Here is a 21,121-nt window from a genome sequence, read left to right as displayed (position 1 = left end):
TCACTCCAGCAACCGGCACATCACCGCGAGCAGTTCGTCGATGTTCACCGGCTTCGGTACGTAGTCGTCCGCCCCCTGCGTGATCGACTTCTCCCGGTCCCCCGGCATCGCCTTCGCCGTGAGGGCGATGATCGGGAGGTCGGTCCAGCGGGGGGAGCGGCGGATCGCGGTGATCGTCTCGTAGCCGTCCATCTCCGGCATCATGATGTCCATCAGGATCAGCTCGACGCCGGGGTCGGACGACAGGAGTTCGATGCCCTCGCGGCCGTTCTCCGCGTACTGGACGTGCATCCCGACCCGGCCGAGTACGTGGGTCAGCGCGAAGACGTTGCGGATGTCGTCGTCGACGATCAGGACCCGGCGGCCGGGCAGCACCTCGGCGGCGCGGCCGGTGCGCCAGGTCTCCGGCGCGGCGGCCGGCGGCCAGGTCTCGGAGGGATCGGCGGGTTCGGCGGCCGGCGGCGCGAGGTGACCGGGGCTGACCAGCGGGACGTACAGCGTGAACGTCGAGCCGAGGCCGGGCGCGCTCTGGGCGACGATCCTGCCGCCGAGCAGCCCGGCGATCTCGCGGCTGATGGACAACCCCAGGCCCGTGCCGCCGTACTTGCGGTTCGTGGTGCCGTCGGCCTGCTGGAACGCCTCGAAGATGCCCGGGAGTTGGTCCGGCGCGATGCCGATGCCCGTGTCGGTGACGGCGAACGCGACCATGTCCTCGGGGGCGCGGGTCACCCGCAGTTCGACGCGGCCCGAGGACGTGAACTTCACCGCGTTGGACAGCAGGTTGCGCAGGATCTGCTGGATGCGCTGCTCGTCGGAGTGCATCGTGCGCGGCACGTCGTCGCCGACCGACACCTCTAAGGCGAGGCCCCGGTCGAGGGTGAGCGGGCGGAACGTGGCGTGCACGTAGTCGAGGAGCTTGTTCAGCGGGAGCGTCTTGGGGCGTACGTCCATCCGGCCCGCCTCGATCTTCGACAGGTCGAGGATGTCGTTGATGAGCTGGAGCAGGTCGGAGCCGGAGCGGTGGATCGTCGCCGCGAACTGCACCTCCTGCTCCGAGAGACGGCCGTCCGGGTTGTCGGAGAGCAACCGGGCCAGGATCAGCAGGGAGTTGAGCGGCGTGCGCAGCTCGTGCGACATGTTCGCCAGGAACTCCGACTTGTACTGCGAGGACGTCGCCAGCAGGGCCGCCTTGTCCGCGAGTTCGGCGTTGGAGCGCCGCAACTCCGCCTGCTGCTTCTGGAGTTCGTCCGAGCGTTCCTGGAGCTGGCGCATGAGCCGCTGGGACTCGCTCAGCAGGGACTCCGTACGGGAGTTGGCGATGATCGTGTTGATGGCGACGCCGATCGTGTTCACGAACTGGTCGAAGAACGCGAGGTGGACGTCCGAGAAGCGGGAGAACGAGGCGAGTTCGACGACACCGAGGAGCGTGTCCTCGAAGAGGATCGGGATGATGACGACGGTCGTCGGCGCCGCGTCCCCGAGACCGCTGGCGATCTTGATGTAGTCCGCCGGGGTCTCCTCCACCAGGATGCGCTTCTTCTCCCGCGCCGCCTGCCGGACCAGCCCGTGCACCGGCAGCCCGCCCGTCTCGACGGCGCCGTACCCGGCGATGAACGCGAGCCCCTTCGCCGGACCGGCGGTGTGGTCCTCCGGGTCGGCCAGGTAGAACGCCCCGTACTGCGCGTTCACCAGCGGCGTCAGCTCGCGCAGGATGAGGTCCGCGACCTCCATCAGGTCCCGGTGGCCCTGCATCAGCGACGCGAGGCGGGCCAGGTTGGACTCCAGCCAGTCCTTCGCGCGGGTCGTCTCACGCAGGGTCGCGACCATCAGGTTGATGTCGTCCTTGAGCTCGGAGACCTCGCCGCGCGCCTCGACGGTGATCGCCCGCGTCAGGTCGCCCTGCGCCACGGCCGAGGCGACCTCGGCGATCGCGCGGACCTGCGTCGTGAGGTTCAGGGCGAGTTCGTTGACGTTCGTCGTGAGCCGCTTCCAGGTGCCGTAGACGCCCTCCACCCGTGCCTGGCCGCCGAGTTGGCCCTCCGAGCCGACCTCACGGGCGACGCGGGTGACCTCCGAGGCGAACGCGGAGAGCGTGTCCACCATCGTGTTGATGGTCGTCTTCAGTTCGAGTATCTCGCCGCGCGCGTCCACGTCGATCTTCTTCGACAGGTCGCCCTGGGCCACGGCGGTCGCCACCTGCGCGATGTTGCGGACCTGTGAAGTCAGGTTGTCCGCCATGTAGTTGACGTTGTCGGTGAGGTCCTTCCAGACCCCGGACACGCCCCGCACCTGCGCCCGGCCGCCCAGGTTCCCCTCCGTGCCGACCTCGGCGGCGACCCGCGTCACCTCGTCGGCGAACGCCCGCAGTTGCTCCACCATCGTGTTGACGGTGTCCTTCAGCTGCTGGATCTCGCCGCGCGCGTCGACCGTGATCTGCTTGGAGAGGTCGCCGTTGGCCACGGCGGTCGTCACCTGGGCGATGTTGCGGACCTGTGAAGTCAGGTTCAGGGCCATGAAGTTGACGTTGTCCGTCAAGTCCTTCCAGACCCCGGAGACGCCCCGGACCTGGGCCTGGCCGCCCAGGTTGCCTTCCGTGCCCACCTCCCGGGCGACGCGGGTCACCTCGTCCGCGAACGCCGAGAGCTGGTCCACCATCGTGTTGATGGTCGTCTTCAGCTCCAGGATCTCGCCCTTCGCCTCCACGGTGATCTTCTTGCCCAGGTCGCCCTGGGCGACGGCGGTCGAGACGAGGGCGATGTTGCGGACCTGTGAAGTCAGGTTGTCCGCCATGAAGTTGACGTTGTCGGTGAGGTCCTTCCAGACGCCGGACACGCCTCGTACGTGGGCCCGGCCGCCCAGGTTGCCCTCGGTGCCGACCTCCCGGGCGACCCGGGTGACCTCGTCGGCGAACGCCGAGAGCTGGTCGACCATCGTGTTGACCGTGTCCTTCAGCTCCAGGATCTCGCCGCGCGCGTCCACGGTGATCTTCTGACTGAGGTCGCCGTTGGCCACGGCGGTCGTCACCTGGGCGATGTTGCGGACCTGTGAAGTCAGGTTCGAGGCCATGAAGTTGACGTTGTCCGTCAAGTCCTTCCAGACCCCGGAGACGCCCCGGACCTGGGCCCGGCCGCCCAACTGGCCCTCCGTACCGACCTCCCGGGCGACGCGGGTCACCTCGTCCGCGAACGCGGAGAGCTGCTCCACCATCGTGTTGACGGTCAGCTTCAGTTCGAGGAGTTCACCGGTCGCCTCGACGGTCACCGTACGGGTCAGGTCGCCGCGCGCCACCGCCGTCGTCACCAGCGCGATGTCCCGTACCTGCGCGGTCAGCCGGGCCGCCATCGTGTTGACGGCCTCCGTCACGTCCCGCCAACTCCCCGACAGGCCCTGCACCTTGGCGCGGCCACCGAGGCGGCCCTCGGTGCCGACCTCGCGGGCCACCCGGGTCACCTCGCCGGTGAACAGCGAGAGCTGGTCGACCATCTTGTTCACGGCCCGGCCCAACCGGCGCAGATCGCCCCGGAGTTGGCGGGTGCCGTCGTGCAGGTCGACACGTTGCGTCAAGTCGCCGCCCGCCACCGCGTCCAGGACGCGGGTCGCGTTCGCCGCCGGCGCGGCCAGGGCGTCCAGGAGCTGGTTCACGTCGTCCACCCGTGACGTCCAACGGCCCTGCCCCGGGCTGGCCGAGACCCGCTCGTCCAGCCTGCCGTGCCGGATCACCTCGCGCTTGACCCGGCGCACCTCGTCGTTGAAGTGCGTACTGCGGTCCACGATCTGGTTGAAGACCGTGGTCAGTTCGGCCACGATCCCGTCGTCCTCCACCGGCATCGCCGCCCGGACGAAATCCCCGTCCCGGGCCGCGAGCAGCGCGGTGAGCAGAGGGCGTAGCGCGGATGCTCGAATCCCGCCCTCAAATGATCCGTCTTCGAGCACACACCCAGCACTGTTCTCACTCATGACGGCCCACTTCGGTAACTCGGCGCTTATGGGCGTAGTCAGTCTGTCACCCTGTCCGTAACGACCGAGGCGTATTCGAACCAACCGCCGGACCGACCGCCGGACCGATCACCGGATCAACCACTCGGGGAGGGGAGCCGTTCATGGGGACCATTCCGACACAACGGGAATCGACCCCGCGCTCCCGGCTCCGCCGGCCCGCGCGGATCGGGACGACCCTCGCGGGGAGCGCGCTCGCGCCGGGGACCGCGCGGGAGGTGCTCGGCCGGGCGCTCGACGAGTGGGCCGCCGCCGGCTGGCACGCCACCGCCCACACCGGGGACGAGGCCCTCCTCGTCCTCAGCGAACTCGTCACCAACGCGGTCGTCCACGCCGGGACCGACGTCGAGATCAGCTGCCGGCTGGAGGAGCCGAAGGAGGGGGCGGGGGCGTCGTACGACCTCGTCGTCGAGGTCTCCGACCGGCATCCGTCGCGGACGCTGCGAAACGGGGACCCCGACCCGTCGTACGAACCCGCCGAGTACGGGCGGGGGCTCCGGCTCGTCACCGCGCTCGCCATGGAGTGGGGGGTGACGTACCGACGGGACGGGAAGACGGTCTGGGCCCGGTTGGGAGAGCCGGGCGGGTGCGAGGAGTGCAGCGAGGGTGAGGAGCGGTGCGGGGCCTGTGGGGGAGACCAGGGCGTCCGTGGCCCCGTCTCCGTGCTCGGCCCCCTGCCCTCCCTCGGGCTCGCCGTCGCGCTCGCGCCCGAGCCCCCGCCGAACGAGCGGGACTGGCTCGGGCGCGGTGCGCTCTCCTTCCTCGCCGAGGCGTCCGACCTGCTCGCCGGGCAGCTCGACGAGGACCTGGTCGCCGCGCTCACCGGACAGGTCGTCGTCCCCCGCGTCGCCGACTGGTGCGCCGTGTGGCTGGAGGACGAGACCACCGGGGGCGGGGGCCGGCTCGCACGCGTGTGGCACAAGAGCGAAGGGTTCCTCGAAGCGCTCAAGCGGGAGCTGGAGCAGACGCCGCCCCGGCCCCCCGAGCACAACGGGCGGCCCCCCGACACCCAGCCCTACGACCATCCCTGGCCCGGCCAGTCCCTCGGCGCGCCCGGCACCGCCCTCGCGTACCGGCTCGTCGCCGGGGGACGGCTCCTCGGGACGCTCGTCATCGGGCGGTGCGGAATCCTGCGGTTCCCCGACGAGGTCACCGGGCTCGTCGAGGACCTCAGCCGGCGGGTCGCGCTCGCGGTCGGCGCCGCCCGGCAGTACGCGCGACAGGTCACCATCAGCTCCGTACTCCAGAGCGGGCTGCTGCCCGGGGCCGTCGCCGAGATCCCCGGCGTGCGGAGCGCCCTCATCTACGAGCCCCGGGAGAAGGGCGGCCCCAGCGGCGACTTCTACGACCTCTTCCCCGCCGACGACGGGCGGTGGTGCTTCGCCATCGGCGACGTCCAGGGCAAGGGGCCCGAGGCCGCCGTCGTCATCGGGCTGGCCCGGCCGTGGCTACGGCTGCTGGCGCGGGAGGGGTACGGGGTCGCGGACGTCCTCGACCGGCTGAACCAGCTGCTCCTCGACGACGCGACCGAGGCCGCCGACGCCGCCGCCCGCGCGTACGTCGGCCCCGCCGGGCCCGGGGAGGGGCCCCAGACGCGGTTCCTGTCCCTCCTCTACGGCGAGCTGGTCCCCTACGACGGGGGCGTACGGGTCACCCTCGCGTCCGCCGGCCACCCCCTGCCGCTCCTGCTGCGCCCCGACGGGACCGTCACCCCCGTCGCCCAGCCCCAGACCCTCATCGGGGTCGTCGAGGACGCGACCTACACGAGCGAGGTCCTCCACCTGCTCCCCGGTGACAGCCTCCTGTGCGTCACCGACGGCGTGACGGAACGCCGCGACGGCGGGCGGCAGTTCGACGACGGCGACGGGCTGGCCGTCGCGCTGGCCGGGTGCGCGGGGTACGACGCGGAGCTGATCGCCGAACGGATCCAGGAACTGGTCCACGGGTTCGGCTCGGAGCCGCCGGAGGACGATCTGGCGCTGCTGGTGCTCCAGGCGGAGTGAGTGAAGGGGGCGGGTGCGGGACAATGGGCCCATGCCTTCCGTACTTCCCGACGGTGAACCCGTCCCCGACGATGGTGCGCTGCCCGCTGCCGCGCTTGCTGGGGGTGCGGAGCGACCACTCGGCTTCTACCTGCATGTTCCTTACTGCGCCACCCGGTGCGGGTACTGCGATTTCAACACCTACACCGCCACCGAGCTGCGGGGTACGGGGGGTGTGCTGGCCTCCCGGGACAACTACGCCGACACCCTGATCGACGAGATCCGGCTCGCGCGGAAGGTGCTGGGGGACGACCCCCGGGAGGTGCGGACCGTGTTCGTGGGCGGGGGGACGCCCACGCTGCTGGCCGCCGGGGATCTCGTACGGATGCTGGGCGCGATCCGCGCGGAGTTCGGGCTCGCCGAGGACGCCGAGGTCACCACCGAGGCCAATCCGGAGACCGTGGACCCCGCCTATCTCGCCGCTCTGCGCGAGGGCGGGTTCAACCGGGTGTCCTTCGGGATGCAGAGCGCCCGGCAGCATGTGCTGAAGGTGCTGGACCGCACGCACACCCCCGGGCGGCCCGAGGCGTGTGTCCGGGAGGCCAGGGACGCCGGGTTCGAGCATGTGAACCTCGACCTGATCTACGGCACCCCCGGCGAGTCCGACGACGACTGGCGGGCCTCCCTCGACGCCGCGCTCGGCGCCGGTCCCGACCACGTCAGTGCGTACGCGCTGATCGTCGAGGAGGGGACGCAGCTCGCCCGGCGGATCCGGCGCGGTGAGGTGCCGATGACCGACGACGACGTGCACGCGGACCGCTACCTCATCACCGAGTCCGTGCTGTCCGGGGCCGGGTTCGCGTGGTACGAGGTGTCCAACTGGGCCACCTCCGAGGCGGCCCGCTGTCTGCACAACGAGTTGTACTGGCGGGGCGCGGACTGGTGGGGCGCGGGTCCCGGCGCGCACTCGCACGTCGGCGGCGTGCGCTGGTGGAACGTGAAGCACCCGGGGGCGTACGCGGCGGCCCTCAGCGCCGGCCGCTCACCGGGGGCTGGGCGGGAGCTGCTCTCCGAGGAGGACCGCCGGGTCGAGCGGATCCTGCTGGAGCTGCGGCTCCGGGAGGGGGTGCCGCTGTCGCTGCTCAGGGAAGCCGGGCTGGCCGCTGCGGGGCGGGTGCTGGGGGAGGGGCTGCTGGAGCGGGGGGCGTATGAGGCGGGGCGGGCGGTGCTGACGTTGCGGGGGAGGTTGCTGGCGGATGCGGTCGTCAGGGATCTGGTGGACTGATCACAACCCCGCGGGCGCGGGGACGATGATCTGCTCGGGCGAGCGCCTCAGGGCACGGTCACGTGATCGATGAGGTGCTCGACACAACGCAGCAACTCCGGCTCCAGGTCCTTGTAAGACGTCACCCGCTCCAGGATCGCCCGCCACACCGCGCCCGTGTTCTCGGACGGCCAGCCCAGCGCCCGGCACACCCCCGTCTTCCAGTCCTGGCCGTGCGGGACCCGGGGCCATCCTGTGATCCCCAGCGACGACGGTTTCACCGCCTCCCAGATGTCGATGTACGGGTGTCCGACGACGAGCGCGTGCTCGCTGGTCACCGACTGCGCGATCCGCCACTCCTTCGTCCCCGGCAGCAGGTGGTCCACGAGGATGCCGAGGCGGGCATCGGGACCCGGCGCGAACTCGGCGACGATCGCGGGGAGGTCGTCCACGCCTTCCAGGTACTCGACGACGACGCCCTCGATGCGCAGGTCGTCACCCCAGACCTTCTCGACCAGCTCGGCGTCGTGCCGGCCCTCGACGTAGATCCGGCCGGCCCGGGCGACGCGCGCGCGGGCGCCGGGGACGGCGACGGAACCGGAAGCGGTACGGGTGGGACGTACCGAGACCCCGGACGGCTTCACCAGCGTCACCACCTTCCCCTCCAGCAGGAACCCGCGCGGCTCCAGCGGGAACACCCGGTGCTTGCCGAAGCGGTCCTCCAGCGTCACCGTCCCCGCCTCGCAGCGGATCACCGCCCCGCAGAACCCGGTGCCGGGCTCCTCGACGACGAGGCCGGGGTCGGCGGGGATCTCGGGCGCGGGGGCCTGCTTCTTCCACGGCGGGGTGAGGTCCGGAGAGTACTGGCGCATTCGGATGACGATAGGAGAAACCCCCGCACCGAACAGACCCCTCACGCGCGCGACACGCCGAACCGTTCGCTGAGAGCGTCCCGCTGCCGCCGTACGAAAGCCGCGTCGACGACAGCCCCGTGCCCCGGCACGTACACCGCGTCCTCCCCGCCGAGCGCCAGCAACGCGTCCAGCGCGGCGGGCCAGCGCGACACCGCCGCGTCCGACCCCGCCTGCGGCTGACCGGACTCCTCGACGAGGTCCCCGCAGAACACCACCGGCACGGCACCGGAAACGACGACGACAAGGTCGTCCGGCGAGTGCGCGGGCCCCAGAGAGGCGAGGAGGACACCAGGAACCGGCGTACACGTGCCGGAGACCACGTGCCGTGGGGCGGTCAGCGCGGACGCGGCTTCCCGGGCGACCCCGGCGTCGAGGCCGTTACGCACCGCGTCCCCCGCCAGCTCGCCGGCGTCGTACCCGGCGTGAGCCGCGTACACCTCCGCCCCCGGAAAAGCCGCGGCGCCGAACACGTGGTCGAAGTGCGGGTGGGTCAACGCGAGATGGGTCACATTGACGCCGGCGATCCGCTCTGCGTCGGACCGCAGCCGCGCCCCCTCCGCCAGGCTGGAGCCGGAGTCGATCACGAGCGCCGCGCCGGGGGTGATCACCAGCCCCGTCGTGCAGTCCCAACCCGGCAGACGGACGCGGCCGACGCCTTCCGCGAGACGTTCCCAGCCCAGCTCTTCCCAAGTCACCGTCATACAGAGACGCTAGCCGTACCATCCGGCGACGGGGACGACCTTGCCCCCGTGGTACCCGACCGCCGTACACTGGCACTCGTAGGTGAAGAGTGCCAAGGCGGACTTCTGGAGGTGTGCGCGGTGCTGAGTGAACGCAGGCTCCAGGTGCTGCGCGCGATCGTCCAGGACTATGTGGGGACCGAGGAACCGGTGGGTTCCAAGGCGCTCACCGAGCGGCACAACCTCGGCGTCTCCCCGGCGACCGTGCGCAACGACATGGCCGTCCTGGAGGACGAGGGGTTCATCGCGCAGCCGCACACGAGTGCGGGGCGCATCCCCACCGACAAGGGCTACCGCCTGTTCGTCGACCGGCTGGCCGGCGTCAAACCGATGACGGCGCCCGAACGCCGCGCCATCCACCACTTCCTGGACGGCGCGGTCGACCTGGACGACGTGGTGGCGCGGACGGTCCGGCTGCTCGCGCAGCTCACCCGTCAGGTCGCCGTCGTCCAGTACCCCTCCCTCACCCGCTCCACCGTCCGGCACGTCGAGCTGCTGGCGCTCGCGCCCGCGCGGCTGATGCTCGTGCTGATCACGGACACGGGCCGGGTGGAGCAGCGGATGGTGGACTGCCCGGCGCCCTTCGGGGAGTCGTCGCTGGCGGATCTGCGCGCGCGGCTCAACAGCCGGGTCGCGGGGCGCCGGTTCAGCGACGTACCGATGCTCGTCGAGGACCTCGCGGAGGCGTTCGAGCGCGAGGACCGGGGTACGGTCTCGATCGTGCTCTCCACGCTGATGGAGACGCTCGTCGAGGAGAACGAGGAGCGGCTGATGATCGGCGGAACCGCCAATCTCACCCGCTTCGGACATGACTTTCCCCTCACCATCCGGCCCGTCCTGGAAGCTTTGGAGGAGCAGGTCGTGCTTCTCAAGTTGCTTGGCGAGGCCGGGGATTCGGGCATGACCGTGCGCATCGGGCACGAGAACGCCTACGAGGGACTCAACTCCACGTCCGTCGTGTCGGTCGGTTACGGTTCGGGCGGCGAGGCACTCGCCAAGCTCGGCGTGGTCGGACCGACCCGCATGGACTACCCGGGAACGATGGGAGCGGTACGCGCAGTGGCGAGGTACGTCGGACAGATCCTGGCGGAGTCGTAAGTGGCCACGGACTACTACGCCGTACTCGGCGTGCGCCGTGACGCGTCGCAGGATGAGATCAAGAAGGCGTTCCGCAGACTCGCGCGCGAGCTGCACCCGGACGTCAACCCGGACCCGAAGACCCAGGAGCGGTTCAAGGAGATCAACGCCGCCTACGAGGTGCTGTCGGACCCGCAGAAGAAGCAGGTCTACGACCTCGGCGGCGACCCGCTCTCGCAGAGCGGCGGCGGGGGCGCGGGCGGCTTCGGCGCCGGTGGCTTCGGCAACTTCTCCGACATCATGGACGCGTTCTTCGGCACGGCGTCCCAGCGCGGTCCGCGCTCGCGCACCCGGCGCGGCCAGGACGCGATGATCCGGCTGGAGATCGACCTCGACGAGGCGGCCTTCGGTACGACCAAGGACATCCAGGTCGACACGGCGATCGTCTGCAACACCTGCAACGGCGAGGGGGCCGCGCCCGGCACCACCGCGCAGACCTGCGACATGTGCCGGGGCCGGGGTGAGGTCTCGCAGGTCACGCGGTCCTTCCTGGGCCAGGTCATGACCTCGCGGCCGTGCCCGCAGTGCCAGGGCTTCGGTACGGTCGTGCCGACGCCGTGTCCCGAGTGCGCCGGTGACGGCCGCATCCGGTCGCGGCGGACGCTCACCGTCAAGATCCCGGCCGGTGTCGACAACGGCACGCGCATCCAGCTCGCCGGTGAGGGCGAGGTCGGGCCCGGTGGCGGTCCCGCCGGTGACCTGTACGTCGAGATCCACGAGCTTCCGCACGCCATGTTCCAGCGCCGGGGCGACGACCTGCACTGCACGGTCACCCTCCCGATGACGGCGGCGTCCCTCGGCACGAAGGTGCCGCTGGAGACGCTGGACGGGCTGGAGGAGGTCGACATCCGGCCCGGCACGCAGTCCGGCCAGTCGATCCCGCTGCACGGCCGGGGCATCACGCATCTGCGGGGCGGCGGACGCGGCGACCTCATCGTGCACGTCGAGGTCACGACACCGACGAAGCTGGACCCGGAACAGGAACGCCTCCTGCGGGAACTGGCCAAGCTGAGGGGCGAGGAACGGCCCACGGGGCAGTTCCAGCCTGGGCAGCAGGGGTTGTTCTCGCGGTTGAAGGATGCCTTCAACGGGCGTTGATCCTTGTTGGCATGTGCCAAACCCGGGGTCGGTTCGAGGATGTTCGGAGGACGTGACAACATGCCGTCATGTCCTCCGAACTGACCGATCTCTTTCCTCTCCCGATCGTGCAGGCCCCCATGGCGGGTGGCGTCTCCGTGCCGCGGCTGGCCGCCGCCGTGTCCGAGGCCGGCGGCCTCGGCTTCCTCGCCGCCGGGTACAAGACGGCCGACGGCATGTACGAGGAGATCAAACAGGTCCGTGGCCAGACCTCGCGGCCGTTCGGTGTGAACCTCTTCATGCCCCAGCCCGAATATCCCGGTGCAAGCACCGGCTCCACCGGAGCGGCTGACGCCGCGGGCCCTCCTGGCGCGGTCGAGCTCTACGCGCATCAGCTCGCCGGTGAGTCCACCTGGTACGAGACGGAGCTGGGCGACCCCGACAGCGGACGGGACGACGGGTACGAGGCGAAGCTCGCCGTTCTGCTCGGCAACCCCGTACCCGTCGTGTCGTTCCACTTCGGCGTGCCGAGCCCCGAGGTGCTGGCGAACTTCCGGCGGGCCGGGACGCTCACCCTCGTCACCGCGACCTCTCCGGAGGAGGCCGTCGCGATCGAGCGGGCGGGCGCGGACGGGGTGGTCGTGCAGGGGGTCGAGGCGGGCGGTCACCAGGGGACGCACCGGGACAACCCGGAGAACGACCGTGCGGGCGTCGGCCTGCTGGCCCTGCTCGCGCAGATCCGCGAGGCCGTGTCGCTGCCGCTGGTCGCGGCCGGCGGGATCATGCGGGGCAGCCAGATCGCCGCGGTGATGGCCGCCGGGGCGAGCGCGGCTCAGCTCGGTACGGCGTTCCTCGCGACGGCGGAGTCCGGGGCGGCGGCCGTGCACAAGGCCGCGCTGACCAACCCGCTGTTCGCGCGTACGGAGTTGACGCGGGCCTTCTCCGGGCGGCCCGCGCGGGGGCTGGTGAACCGGTTCCTGCGCGAGCACGGCCCGTACGCGCCCGCCGCGTACCCGGAGATCCACCATCTGACCTCGCCGCTGCGCAAGGCCGCCGCCAAGGCCGGGGACGCGCAGGGGATGGCGCTGTGGGCGGGGCAGGGGCACCGGATGGCGCGTGACCTCTCCGCCGGGGACCTCGTCGAGGTGCTCGCGGCCGAACTGGACGCCGCGCGCACCGCGTTGGCCGAGACGGCACCGCTCCCGGACGACGCGCCGACCGCCGACGGGGGCGTGGCCTGATGACCGCTCCGGTCTTCGTGGTCGGGCAACTCGGGGCCACCGGGACGGAGTTCGTGCTCGACGGGCCCGAGGGACGGCACGCCGTCTCCGTGAAGCGGCTCCAGACCGGGGAGCCGGTCGTCCTCACGGACGGTGCCGGGCGCTGGGCCGAGGGAACGGTCGTCACGGCCGAGGGCAAGGACCGGCTGACCGTCCGCCTCGCCGATGTCACCGAGGAACCGCGTCCCGCGCCGCGCCTCACCGTCGTCCAGGCCCTGCCCAAGGGGGACCGGGGGGAGTTGGCCGTCGAGACGATGACCGAGGTGGGGGTCGACGCGATCGTCCCCTGGGCCGCGTCCCGCTGCATCACGCAGTGGAAGGGCGAGCGGGGAGCGAAGGCGCTGGCCAAGTGGCGTGCCACGGCTCGGGAGTCGGGGAAGCAGTCGCGGCGGGTGCGGTTTCCCGAGGTCGCGGAGTTGTCGAGCGGGAAGCAGGTCGCCGCGCTGCTCGCGGGCGCGGACCTCGCGGTCGTCCTGCACGAGGACCGGGAGTACGGGAGCGCGCCGCTCGCCGTGGTCGAACTGCCCTCCGCCGGTGACATCGTGCTCGTCGTCGGCCCCGAAGGCGGCGTCTCCCCCGAGGAGTTGGCCCTCTTCGAGGAGGCCGGCGCGGTGACCTGCCGACTGGGGCGGAGCGTCCTGCGGACATCGACGGCGGGAACGGCCGCCGCCGCACTCGTACTGGGCCGAACCGGCCGCTGGGTCTAGGAGATTGTCATGGAACTCGCTCAAGTACGGCTGCTCGTCACCGACTTCGCCGCCTGCTACCACTTCTACGCCGACGTCCTCGGCCTCAAGGCGCAGTCCGGGGCACGCAACGGTCCGTACGAGAAGTTCAGCCCCGTCACCGGGTCCGCCGGGATCGCGCTCCAGGACCGGGCGATGATGGCCCAGTTGCTGGGTGAGCTGAACGACGCGTGCACCGGGCACCGGTCGTTGGTCGCGCTGCGGGTGGACGACCTGGACGCGTACTGCGCGGAGATCACCGGGCGGGGCGCCGTCCTCGTCCACGGTCCCGCCGCGCTGGGCGAGCGGATGCGGGTCGCCCATCTCAAGGACCCCGAGGGGAACCTGGTGGAACTCCAGGAGTGGCTGCTGCTGCGCGGCTGAGCGCGCCCGCCCCCCTGCCCGGACCTGCCGGTCCGGCGCCGGAAAGTGATCCGAAAGCGGTGTCTCTCCCGGCGTTCCCTGCATAGGGTGAGCCGGTGACCCAGCCCGCTGCGTATCTCCGGTTCCCGCATCTGCACGGCGACTTGGTGGCCTTCACCGCCGAGGACGACGTATGGCTCGCACCGCTCGACGGCGGTCGCGCGTGGCGGGTGAGCGCCGACAACACGCCCGTCACCGCGCCCCGGATATCCCCCGACGGCACGACGGTCGCCTGGGCGTCGACGCGTGACGGAGCCCGCGAGGTCCAGGTCGCTCCGGTCGACGGGGGGCCGTCGACCCGGCTGACGTACTGGGGCAGTTCGTCCACCCGCGTGTGCGGCTGGACCCCCGAGGGGCACGTCCTCGTCGTGTCGACGTACGACCAGGCGTCCCGCTCCCGGAGCTGGGCCCGCGCCGTCCCGCTCGACGGGGGACCGGCGACGACCCTGCCGTACGGACTCGTCGACGACCTCGCGCTCGGCGGACCGTCCGTCGTCCTGCTCTCCGCGCGCCACGGCCGCGAGGCCGCGCACTGGAAGCGCTACCGGGGCGGCATGGCGGGGAAGCTGTGGATCGACCGGGAGGGTGAGGGGGAGTTCGTACGGCTGCATGAAGGGCTGGACGGGAACCTGGAGTCGCCGGTGTGGGCGGGGGATCGCATCGCGTTTCTCTCCGACCACGAAGGCACCGGCGCCGTCTACTCCTCGCTCGCCGACGGGTCCGATCTGCGCCGGCACACTCCCCAAGGCGGCTTCTACGCGCGGCACTTGACCGGTGACGGCACCCGGCTCGTGTACGCGTCCGGCGGCGAGCTGTGGCTCCTCGACGACCTTGACGGGGCCGAACCCCGGCTCCTGGACGTCCGGTTGGGCGGCCAGCGGATGGACCGCAGGCCCCGCCCCCTCGTCCCCGCCGGCTGGCTCGGCGAGGCCGCGCCCGACCACACCGCGCGCGGCAGCGCCGTAGAGGTACGCGGCGGCCTGCACTGGGTCACCCACCGTGCCGGACCCGCCCGCGCGCTCGCCGCCGAACCCGGGGTGCGGGCGCGGCTGCCGCGGACCTTCCGTACGCCGGAGGGGGAGGAGTGGGTCGTGTGGGTGACGGACGCGGAGGGGGAGGACGCGCTGGAGTTCGCGCCCGCCACCGGGCTCGCGCCGGGGGCCACGCCTCGGCGGCTCGCGGGGGGTGCGCTCGGGCGGGTGCTTGAGCTGGCCATGGCTCCCGACGGGAGCCGGGCCGCCGTCGCCTCGCACGACGGGCGGCTGCTGTTCGTCGAGCGGGAGAGCGGGGAGGTCCGCGAGGTCGTCCACAGCGACGACGGTGACGTCTCCGACCTGGTCTTCTCTCCCGACTCCGGGTGGCTCGCCTGGTCCCACCCCGGGCCCAACCCGCTCAGTCAGCTGATGCTGGCCAACACCACCGATCTGTCCGTCACCGAGGCGACGCCGTTGCGGTTCCGCGACTATGCACCGGCCTTCACCCTCGACGGCAAGCATCTCGCGTTCCTCTCCACGCGGGCCTTCGATCCCGTCTACGACCAGCACGCCTTCGACCTGTCCTTCCTCGCCGGCGCGCGGCCCCACCTCATCACCCTCGCCGCGACGACCCCGTCCCCCTTCGGGCCCCAGCGGCACGGGCGTGCCTTCGAGGCGCCCGACAAGGAGGAGACGCCCGACAGCGAGGGGACCCCCGCGACCCGCATCGACCTCGACGGGCTCGCCGATCGCATCGTCCCGTTCCCTGTCGAGGCCGGCCGGTACTCGGCGTTGCGCGCCGCCAAGGACGGGCTGCTGTGGCTGCGGCATCCCGTTCAGGGGGTCCTCGGGACCTCCCGGGCCACCCCCGAAGAGCCCGCCGCCACCACCGAGTTGGAGCGGTACGACCTCGGTGCGCGGCGGGTCGAGCACCTCGCCGACGACGCCGACGGGTTCGAGGTCAGCGGCGACGGGAAGCGGCTGCTGCTCTGGACCGACGGCAAGCTCAAGGTCGTACCCAGCGATCGGCGGGCCTCCGGGGACGAGGACAGCGACTCCAACATCACCGTCGATCTCGGGCGGATCCGGCAGACCGTCGATCCCGCTGCCGAGTGGCGGCAGATGTACGACGAGGCCGGGCGGCTCATGCGGGACAACTTCTGGCGGGAGGATCTCGGGGGTGTCGACTGGTCCGGGATTCTCGACCGGTACCGGCCCGTCCTCGAACGGGTCGCCACGCACGATGACCTTGTCGACCTTCTCTGGGAGGTCCAGGGGGAGTTGGGGACGTCCCATGCGTACGTCACACCGGGGTGGGCGTATGGGCGTGGGCCTCGGCAGGGGCTGCTGGGGGCGGACATCTCCCGTTCCGGTGACGGGAGTTGGCGTGTCGATCGGATCCTTCCCTCCGAGACGTCCGACCCTGACGCCCGGTCTCCCCTTGCCGCGCCGGGAGTCGCCGTGCGTGTCGGTGACGCGATCGTTGCCGTCGGGGGGCATCCCGTCGACCCTGTTGCCGGGCCTGGTCCGCTTCTTGTCGGTACGGCCGGGAAGGCTGTTGAGCTGACCGTCTCGCCTGCGGACGGGGGGGATGTCCGTCATGCCGTTGTCGTGCCTGTCGGGGATGAGGAGGCGCTTCGGTATCACGCGTGGGTCGCTGACCGGCGGGCATATGTCCACGCGGCGTCCGGGGGGCGGCTCGGGTATCTCCATGTTCCCGATATGCAGGCGCCGGGGTGGGCCCAGATCCACCGGGATCTGCGGGTCGAAGTCGCTCGGGAGGGGTTGCTCGTCGATGTCCGGGAGAACCGGGGCGGGCATACGTCCCAGTTGGTCGTCGAGAAGCTTGCGCGGCGGGTCATCGGGTGGGACGTGGCCCGGGGGATGCGGCCCACGACGTATCCCCTCGACGCGCCCCGGGGGCCTGTCGTCGCCATCGCCAATGAGTTCTCCGGGTCCGATGGGGACATCGTGAACGCGGCGATCAGGGCGCTGGGGATCGGGCCGGTGGTGGGGACCCGTACGTGGGGCGGGACGATCGGGATCGACAGCCGGTACCGGTTGGTGGACCGGACGCTGGTGACTCAGCCGAAGTACGCGTTCTGGCTGGAGGGGTTCGAGTGGGGGGTGGAGAACCACGGGGTCGATCCTGATGTGGAGGTGGTGGTTCGGCCTCAGGATTATGTGGCGGGGGTGGATGTGCAGTTGGACGCGGCGATAAGGCTGGCGTTGGAGGGGGTGGGGGAGGCGAGGGTGGCACCGGGGGTGCCGTCGTCTTGAGGTGAGGTGGTGGGGGATGCCGCGTGATTCCGGGTGCGGGGCCGTATCGATATGCGGCTCCGCCGCGTGGGCGTGATCGGCCACGGACCCGCCGCACCCGTACGACTACTATTCGCCGTACTACCTAGGAGGGACACGTATGGCAGGGGAGCCGCAGGGCGGGTGTCTGTTCTGCAAGGTTGTCGCTGGGCAGATTCCGGCGACCATTGTGCGCGAGACCGAGACCACCGTTGCCTTTCGGGATATCAATCCTCAGGCGCCTACTCATGTGCTCGTGGTTCCCAAAGCGCATTACGAGAATGTCGGCGCTCTCGCTGCGGGGGCTCCCGACGTTCTTGCCGATGTTCTGCGGGAGACACAGGATGTCGCCGATGAGGAGAAGCTCGACAGTTATCGGACCGTTTTCAATACGGGCGCCGGTGCTGGACAGACTGTGTTTCATGTGCACGCTCATGTCCTCGGTGGACGTGGGCTCCAGTGGCCTCCGGGGTGATTCCGCGTGTCTGTGCGTGAGTTGACGGTGCTGGGTACGGCCAGCCAGGTGCCCACCCGGCATCGTAATCACAACGGGTATTTCCTGCGATGGGACGCCGAGGGAATTCTTTTCGATCCCGGCGAGGGGACGCAGAGACAGATGGTGCGGGCCGGAGTCGCCGCGCACGATCTTCACCGGATCTGCGTCACCCATTTTCACGGGGATCATTCGCTCGGGCTGGCCGGGGTGATTCAGCGGATCAACCTCGACCAGGTGCCGCATCCGGTGGTCGCCCACTATCCGCGTTCGGGCCAGCGGTTCTTCGACAGGCTCCGTTATTCCACGGCGTACAGGGAAACCGTCGGCATCACCGAATCCCCGGTCGCGGGCAGCGGCATGATCACGCTGGCCGAGGGACCCTCGTACACCCTGGAGGCGCACAAACTCTCGCACCCGGTGGAGTCGTACGGCTACCGCCTGGTGGAGCCGGACGGCCGCCGCATACTCCCGGCCCGCCTCGCGGAGCACGGCATCAAGGGTCCGGACGTGGGCCGGATCCAGCGCGAGGGCGCCCTGGGAACCGTCATGCTGGACGACGTGAGCGAGCTGAGGCGCGGACAGCGGTTCGCGTTCGTGATGGACACGCGCCTGTGCGACGGCGTGCACGCACTCGCGGAGAACTGCGACATGCTGGTCATCGAATCGACGTTCCTGGACGAGGACGCCCAACTCGCTGAGGATCACGGCCACTTGACGGCGGCCCAGGCGGCGGCGGTCGCGAGGGACGCCGGCGTACGCCACCTCGTCCTCACCCACTTCAGCCAGCGCTACACGGACCCGGAGGAGTTCGAGCGCCAGGCGAGGTCCGCGGGGTTCGAGGGCGAGCTGACCATCGCCAGGGACTTGATGCGAGTGCCGGTTCCGAAACGTTGGTAAAGCGGCCGTACGATACTTGGATGCCCATCCCCAAAGCTGAACTGCACCTGCACATCGAAGGCACCCTGGAGCCGGAACTCGCGTTCACGCTGGCCGAGCGCAACGGCGTGACGCTGCCGTACGCGGACACGGAGGCCCTGCGGCGGGCGTACGACTTCGCGGACCTCCAGTCGTTCCTGGACCTGTACTACGCGCTGATGGCGGTCCTGCGCACGGAACAGGACTTCGCGGACCTCGCGGACGCGTACCTCGCGAGGGCGGCGGCGCAGGGCGTGCGGCACGCGGAGATCTTCTTCGACCCGCAGGCGCACACCGCGCGCGGCGTCGAACTGGGCACGGTCGTCGAGGGGTTGTGGCGGGCGCTCGGGGAGAGCGAGGCGAGGCACGGCATCTCCACCCGCCTGATCCTGTGCTTCCTGCGCGACGAGTCCGCCGAGTCGGCGCTGGAGACCCTGGAGGCGGCGAAGCCGTACCTCCACCGTATTACGGGTATCGGTCTCGACTCCGCCGAGGTCGGCCACCCCCCGGCGAAGTTCCGTGAGGTGTACGAGGCGGCTGGCTCTCTGGGACTGCGCCGGGTGGCGCACGCGGGGGAGGAGGGCCCGGCCGCGTACATCACGGAGGCTCTCGACGTCCTCGGTGTGGAGCGGATCGACCACGGCCTGCGCTGCATGGAGGACCCGGCGCTGGTGGAGCGGCTGGTCCGCGAGCGGGTCCCGCTGACGCTGTGCCCCCTGTCCAACGTACGGCTCAAGGCGGTCGGCACCCTCGCCGACCACCCCCTGCCCGCGATGCTGGACGCCGGTCTGCTGTGCACGGTCAACTCCGACGACCCCTCGTACTTCGGCGGCTACGCGGGCGACAACTTCGACGCGGTCGCCGCTGAACTCGACCTGAAGCAGGATCAGTTGCGCGAGCTGGCCCGCAACTCCTTCGTCGCGTCCTTCCTGGAGGACGACGAGGAGCGACGGGCCAAGTACCTCGCGGAAGTCGAGGATTACGTCTTTTAGGGTTGGTGGATCCTGTCCACCAGGATGTCGATGACGAGCGGCGTACGCGGGCCGAAGCTCAGCAGGACGCCGTCCTCCATGTCGACGACCCGCTCGTTCATCCCGGCGGGGGTCTGGGCGATGCCCGGCACCTGGAGCAGGCCGCTCAGGCCGCCGACCGAGTCGAGCCCCTTCGTCATCATCAGGATGACGTCGGGGCTCGCCTGCGCGAGCGCCTCGGTGGTGATCGGCGTGAACGGCCGCGTGAACCCGGCGGCCACGCCCGCGTCCTGAGCACCCGCCGCCTCCAGCAGCGAGTCCGCGCCGGACCCCTTGCCACCGATCAGGTACACGGCCGCACTGCCCCGCAGGTAGAGGAACGCGACCTTCGGCCTGCTGCCCGCAGGCACCCCGGCCCGCGCCTCCGAAAGCTCCTTCCCCATCCGCGAGTTGAGCGCCTTCCCGGCGTCGGGGACGCCAAGTGCCGCCGCGATCCGGGTCGTTCGCGTCGTCACGTCGGCCGGCTTCGTCGCCGGGTCCAGGACGACGACCGGGACCCCGGCGGCGCGGATCTGGTCGATCGCCTCCTCGGGACCCGTGTCGGTGTCCGCGAGCACGACCGTCGGCCTCAGCGACAGCACGCTCTCCGCGCTCACGTCGTGTGCCTTCGTGACCTGCGGAAGCTTCTTCGCCTCCTCGAACGTCGCCGTGATGTCCCGCCCGACGACGTTCTTCCCGAGCCCGAGCGTGAACACGGTCTCCGCGACCCCGCCGTTGAGCGGCAGGATGCGTGAGGCGTCCGCGACGGTCACCTTCCGGCCGTCCGAGGAGTCGACCGTGACCGGCAACTCCGGTGCGGGGGCGGGCCCTTCGAGCGGTACGACGGTGTTCTCGGCGAGCCGTTCCACCGCGGCGGCGGCCCGTGCGCTCGCGGTCTTCGGCGCCTCCCGCGTGTCGCTCCCGCCGCCTGTGCCGCAGGCCGCCGTCAGCAGCGCGAGGCCCGCTCCCAGGGCGGCCAGTCGTCTCCGCATGGTCTTTCCTCTCGGCGATGCTCGGCAGTTCTTTGATGCTTGGCAGTTCCTTGGCGATTAGTTTAGGTTAGCCTTCCCTTAGTTTCGTCAGGTGGGGGTGTGCTCATGGCATCGGCAAGTGGCGTACGCGGGCGGGGAGTTGTGTGTTCTCTCGCGGCCGTTGCCCTGTTCGCGACCGCCCCGACGGCCTCCGCCGCGAGCGGTACCGCCTCGGGTCCCGAGGGCCAGAAACTCACCGTGTCCAAGACGTCCGGCCTCGCCGCGACGGGCGAGACGGTGACCGTCAGCGGCACCGGCTACAACACGGAGAAGGGCATCTACGTCGCCTTCTGCGTCGACAACGGTCCCGGAAAGACACCCACGCCCTGTGTCGGCGGCGTCGACATGTCCGGCGAGTCCGGCGCGTCCGTGTGGGTCTCGTCCAACCCCCCTTCCTACGGCGAGGGGTTGGCCGAGCCGTACGGCGGCAGCGCGCATCAGGGGACGTTCAGCGTCCGGCTCAAGGTGCGGGCGAAGGACGCGAACACCGACTGTGAGGCGGCCGGGGTGACATGTGCGGTCATCACGCGCATCGACCATACGCGGGGCGGCGATCAGAGCCAGACCGTGCGGATTCCGGTGACGTTCGGGGGCGCTGACTCCGGTTCTACGGGCGGGAGTTCGACCTTGCCCAGTGCTGCGCCGTCGGCCTCCGCGTCCGCCTTGGCCGCCGGCGGTTCCTCGGGGTCGGTGACCTCTTCCGCGCCGTCCGGGTCCATGGCCCGCACCGGGTCCGGCCTCGCGCTTCCGGCGGGGCTCGCCTCGGTGGGGCTGGTGGCGGCGGGTGGCGGCGCGTGGGTGTGGGCTCGGCGGCGCAAGGTCGGGGCTGGGGCCGAGGCCGGCTGACCGGGGTGCTGTC

Annotated in this window: 16 protein-coding genes; 12 read left to right on the top strand and 4 right to left on the bottom strand. The window is 71.0% G+C overall.

Annotation, left to right across the window (positions count from 1 at the left end):
- Positions 1 to 3,957, bottom strand: coding sequence for a HAMP domain-containing protein (locus ACQCO7_RS13925; protein WP_464072134.1), 3,957 nt, complete (start codon positions 3,955 to 3,957; stop codon positions 1 to 3).
- Positions 3,958 to 4,100: 143 nt separating this feature from the next.
- Between ACQCO7_RS13925 and ACQCO7_RS13920 the strand changes: the two genes are divergently transcribed.
- Complete coding sequence (locus ACQCO7_RS13920) at positions 4,101 to 5,999, top strand: SpoIIE family protein phosphatase (RefSeq protein WP_464072133.1); 1,899 nt, start codon at positions 4,101 to 4,103, stop codon at positions 5,997 to 5,999.
- Between the two features lie 31 nt (positions 6,000 to 6,030).
- Complete coding sequence (gene hemW, locus ACQCO7_RS13915) at positions 6,031 to 7,263, top strand: radical SAM family heme chaperone HemW (protein WP_464072132.1); 1,233 nt, start codon at positions 6,031 to 6,033, stop codon at positions 7,261 to 7,263.
- A gap of 47 nt (positions 7,264 to 7,310) precedes the next feature.
- On the opposite strand, the gene ACQCO7_RS13910 is transcribed toward hemW, so the two are convergent.
- Entirely contained in the window at positions 7,311 to 8,114 is an 804-nt protein-coding gene (locus ACQCO7_RS13910) for a DUF3097 domain-containing protein (protein ID WP_464072131.1), read from the bottom strand.
- A gap of 41 nt (positions 8,115 to 8,155) precedes the next feature.
- A complete protein-coding gene (locus ACQCO7_RS13905) occupies positions 8,156 to 8,857 on the bottom strand; it encodes an MBL fold metallo-hydrolase (protein WP_464072130.1) in 702 nt (233 codons plus the stop codon).
- Between the two features lie 120 nt (positions 8,858 to 8,977).
- Between ACQCO7_RS13905 and hrcA the strand changes: the two genes are divergently transcribed.
- From hrcA to ACQCO7_RS13860, 9 genes are all read left to right on the top strand, one after another.
- Positions 8,978 to 9,994, top strand: coding sequence for a heat-inducible transcriptional repressor HrcA (hrcA, locus tag ACQCO7_RS13900; protein ID WP_010354871.1), 1,017 nt, complete (start codon positions 8,978 to 8,980; stop codon positions 9,992 to 9,994).
- Positions 9,995 to 11,131, top strand: a complete 1,137-nt coding sequence (dnaJ, locus tag ACQCO7_RS13895) for a molecular chaperone DnaJ (protein WP_464072129.1) — start codon at positions 9,995 to 9,997, stop codon at positions 11,129 to 11,131.
- A gap of 68 nt (positions 11,132 to 11,199) precedes the next feature.
- Positions 11,200 to 12,351: a nitronate monooxygenase gene (locus ACQCO7_RS13890; protein WP_464072128.1), complete on the top strand. Its 1,152-nt coding sequence runs from the start codon at positions 11,200 to 11,202 to the stop codon at positions 12,349 to 12,351.
- Positions 12,351 to 13,097: a 16S rRNA (uracil(1498)-N(3))-methyltransferase gene (locus ACQCO7_RS13885; protein ID WP_464072127.1), complete on the top strand. Its 747-nt coding sequence runs from the start codon at positions 12,351 to 12,353 to the stop codon at positions 13,095 to 13,097. The genes ACQCO7_RS13890 and ACQCO7_RS13885 overlap by 1 nt, the downstream gene beginning before the upstream one ends.
- A gap of 9 nt (positions 13,098 to 13,106) precedes the next feature.
- Positions 13,107 to 13,499 (top strand): VOC family protein, encoded by a 393-nt coding sequence (locus ACQCO7_RS13880; RefSeq protein ID WP_464072126.1) that lies wholly within the window; start codon positions 13,107 to 13,109, stop codon positions 13,497 to 13,499.
- A 95-nt stretch (positions 13,500 to 13,594) separates the two neighbouring features.
- Complete coding sequence (locus ACQCO7_RS13875) at positions 13,595 to 16,792, top strand: S41 family peptidase (protein WP_464072125.1); 3,198 nt, start codon at positions 13,595 to 13,597, stop codon at positions 16,790 to 16,792.
- 139 nt (positions 16,793 to 16,931) lie between these two features.
- Positions 16,932 to 17,285, top strand: coding sequence for a histidine triad nucleotide-binding protein (locus tag ACQCO7_RS13870; RefSeq protein WP_464072124.1), 354 nt, complete (start codon positions 16,932 to 16,934; stop codon positions 17,283 to 17,285).
- 6 nt (positions 17,286 to 17,291) lie between these two features.
- Complete coding sequence (locus tag ACQCO7_RS13865) at positions 17,292 to 18,203, top strand: ribonuclease Z (protein WP_464072123.1); 912 nt, start codon at positions 17,292 to 17,294, stop codon at positions 18,201 to 18,203.
- A gap of 20 nt (positions 18,204 to 18,223) precedes the next feature.
- Positions 18,224 to 19,213 carry an adenosine deaminase gene (locus ACQCO7_RS13860; RefSeq protein WP_464072122.1) on the top strand — a complete coding sequence of 330 codons (990 nt, stop codon included), beginning with the start codon at positions 18,224 to 18,226 and terminating at the stop codon, positions 19,211 to 19,213.
- Here ACQCO7_RS13860 and ACQCO7_RS13855 read toward each other — a convergent pair.
- Positions 19,210 to 20,223 (bottom strand): heme/hemin ABC transporter substrate-binding protein, encoded by a 1,014-nt coding sequence (locus tag ACQCO7_RS13855; RefSeq protein WP_464072121.1) that lies wholly within the window; start codon positions 20,221 to 20,223, stop codon positions 19,210 to 19,212. The genes ACQCO7_RS13860 and ACQCO7_RS13855 overlap by 4 nt on opposite strands.
- A 105-nt stretch (positions 20,224 to 20,328) precedes the next feature.
- On the opposite strand from ACQCO7_RS13855, the gene ACQCO7_RS13850 reads away from it, so the two are divergent.
- Positions 20,329 to 21,108: a neocarzinostatin apoprotein domain-containing protein gene (locus tag ACQCO7_RS13850; RefSeq protein ID WP_464072120.1), complete on the top strand. Its 780-nt coding sequence runs from the start codon at positions 20,329 to 20,331 to the stop codon at positions 21,106 to 21,108.
- Positions 21,109 to 21,121 lie beyond the last annotated feature (13 nt).

It is taken from the genome of Streptomyces saintjeani, assembly GCF_055409605.1.
This window is presented reverse-complemented; position numbering and strand designations above follow the sequence as displayed.

Bases quoted from the DNA above. Each gene is read 5' to 3' on its own strand.
- ACQCO7_RS13925 (WP_464072134.1), bottom strand. From the start codon at position 3,957: ATGAGTGAGAACAGTGCTGGGTGTGTGCTCGAAGACGGATCATTTGAG.
- ACQCO7_RS13905 (WP_464072130.1), bottom strand. From the start codon at position 8,857: ATGACGGTGACTTGGGAAGAGCTGGGCTGGGAACGTCTCGCGGAAGGC.
- hemW (WP_464072132.1), top strand. From the start codon at position 6,031: ATGCCTTCCGTACTTCCCGACGGTGAACCCGTCCCCGACGATGGTGCG.
- ACQCO7_RS13860 (WP_464072122.1), top strand. From the start codon at position 18,224: ATGCCCATCCCCAAAGCTGAACTGCACCTGCACATCGAAGGCACCCTG.
- ACQCO7_RS13850 (WP_464072120.1), top strand. From the start codon at position 20,329: ATGGCATCGGCAAGTGGCGTACGCGGGCGGGGAGTTGTGTGTTCTCTC.
- ACQCO7_RS13855 (WP_464072121.1), bottom strand. From the start codon at position 20,223: ATGCGGAGACGACTGGCCGCCCTGGGAGCGGGCCTCGCGCTGCTGACG.
- ACQCO7_RS13870 (WP_464072124.1), top strand. From the start codon at position 16,932: ATGGCAGGGGAGCCGCAGGGCGGGTGTCTGTTCTGCAAGGTTGTCGCT.
- ACQCO7_RS13880 (WP_464072126.1), top strand. From the start codon at position 13,107: ATGGAACTCGCTCAAGTACGGCTGCTCGTCACCGACTTCGCCGCCTGC.
- ACQCO7_RS13890 (WP_464072128.1), top strand. From the start codon at position 11,200: ATGTCCTCCGAACTGACCGATCTCTTTCCTCTCCCGATCGTGCAGGCC.
- ACQCO7_RS13910 (WP_464072131.1), bottom strand. From the start codon at position 8,114: ATGCGCCAGTACTCTCCGGACCTCACCCCGCCGTGGAAGAAGCAGGCC.
- ACQCO7_RS13885 (WP_464072127.1), top strand. From the start codon at position 12,351: ATGACCGCTCCGGTCTTCGTGGTCGGGCAACTCGGGGCCACCGGGACG.
- ACQCO7_RS13920 (WP_464072133.1), top strand. From the start codon at position 4,101: ATGGGGACCATTCCGACACAACGGGAATCGACCCCGCGCTCCCGGCTC.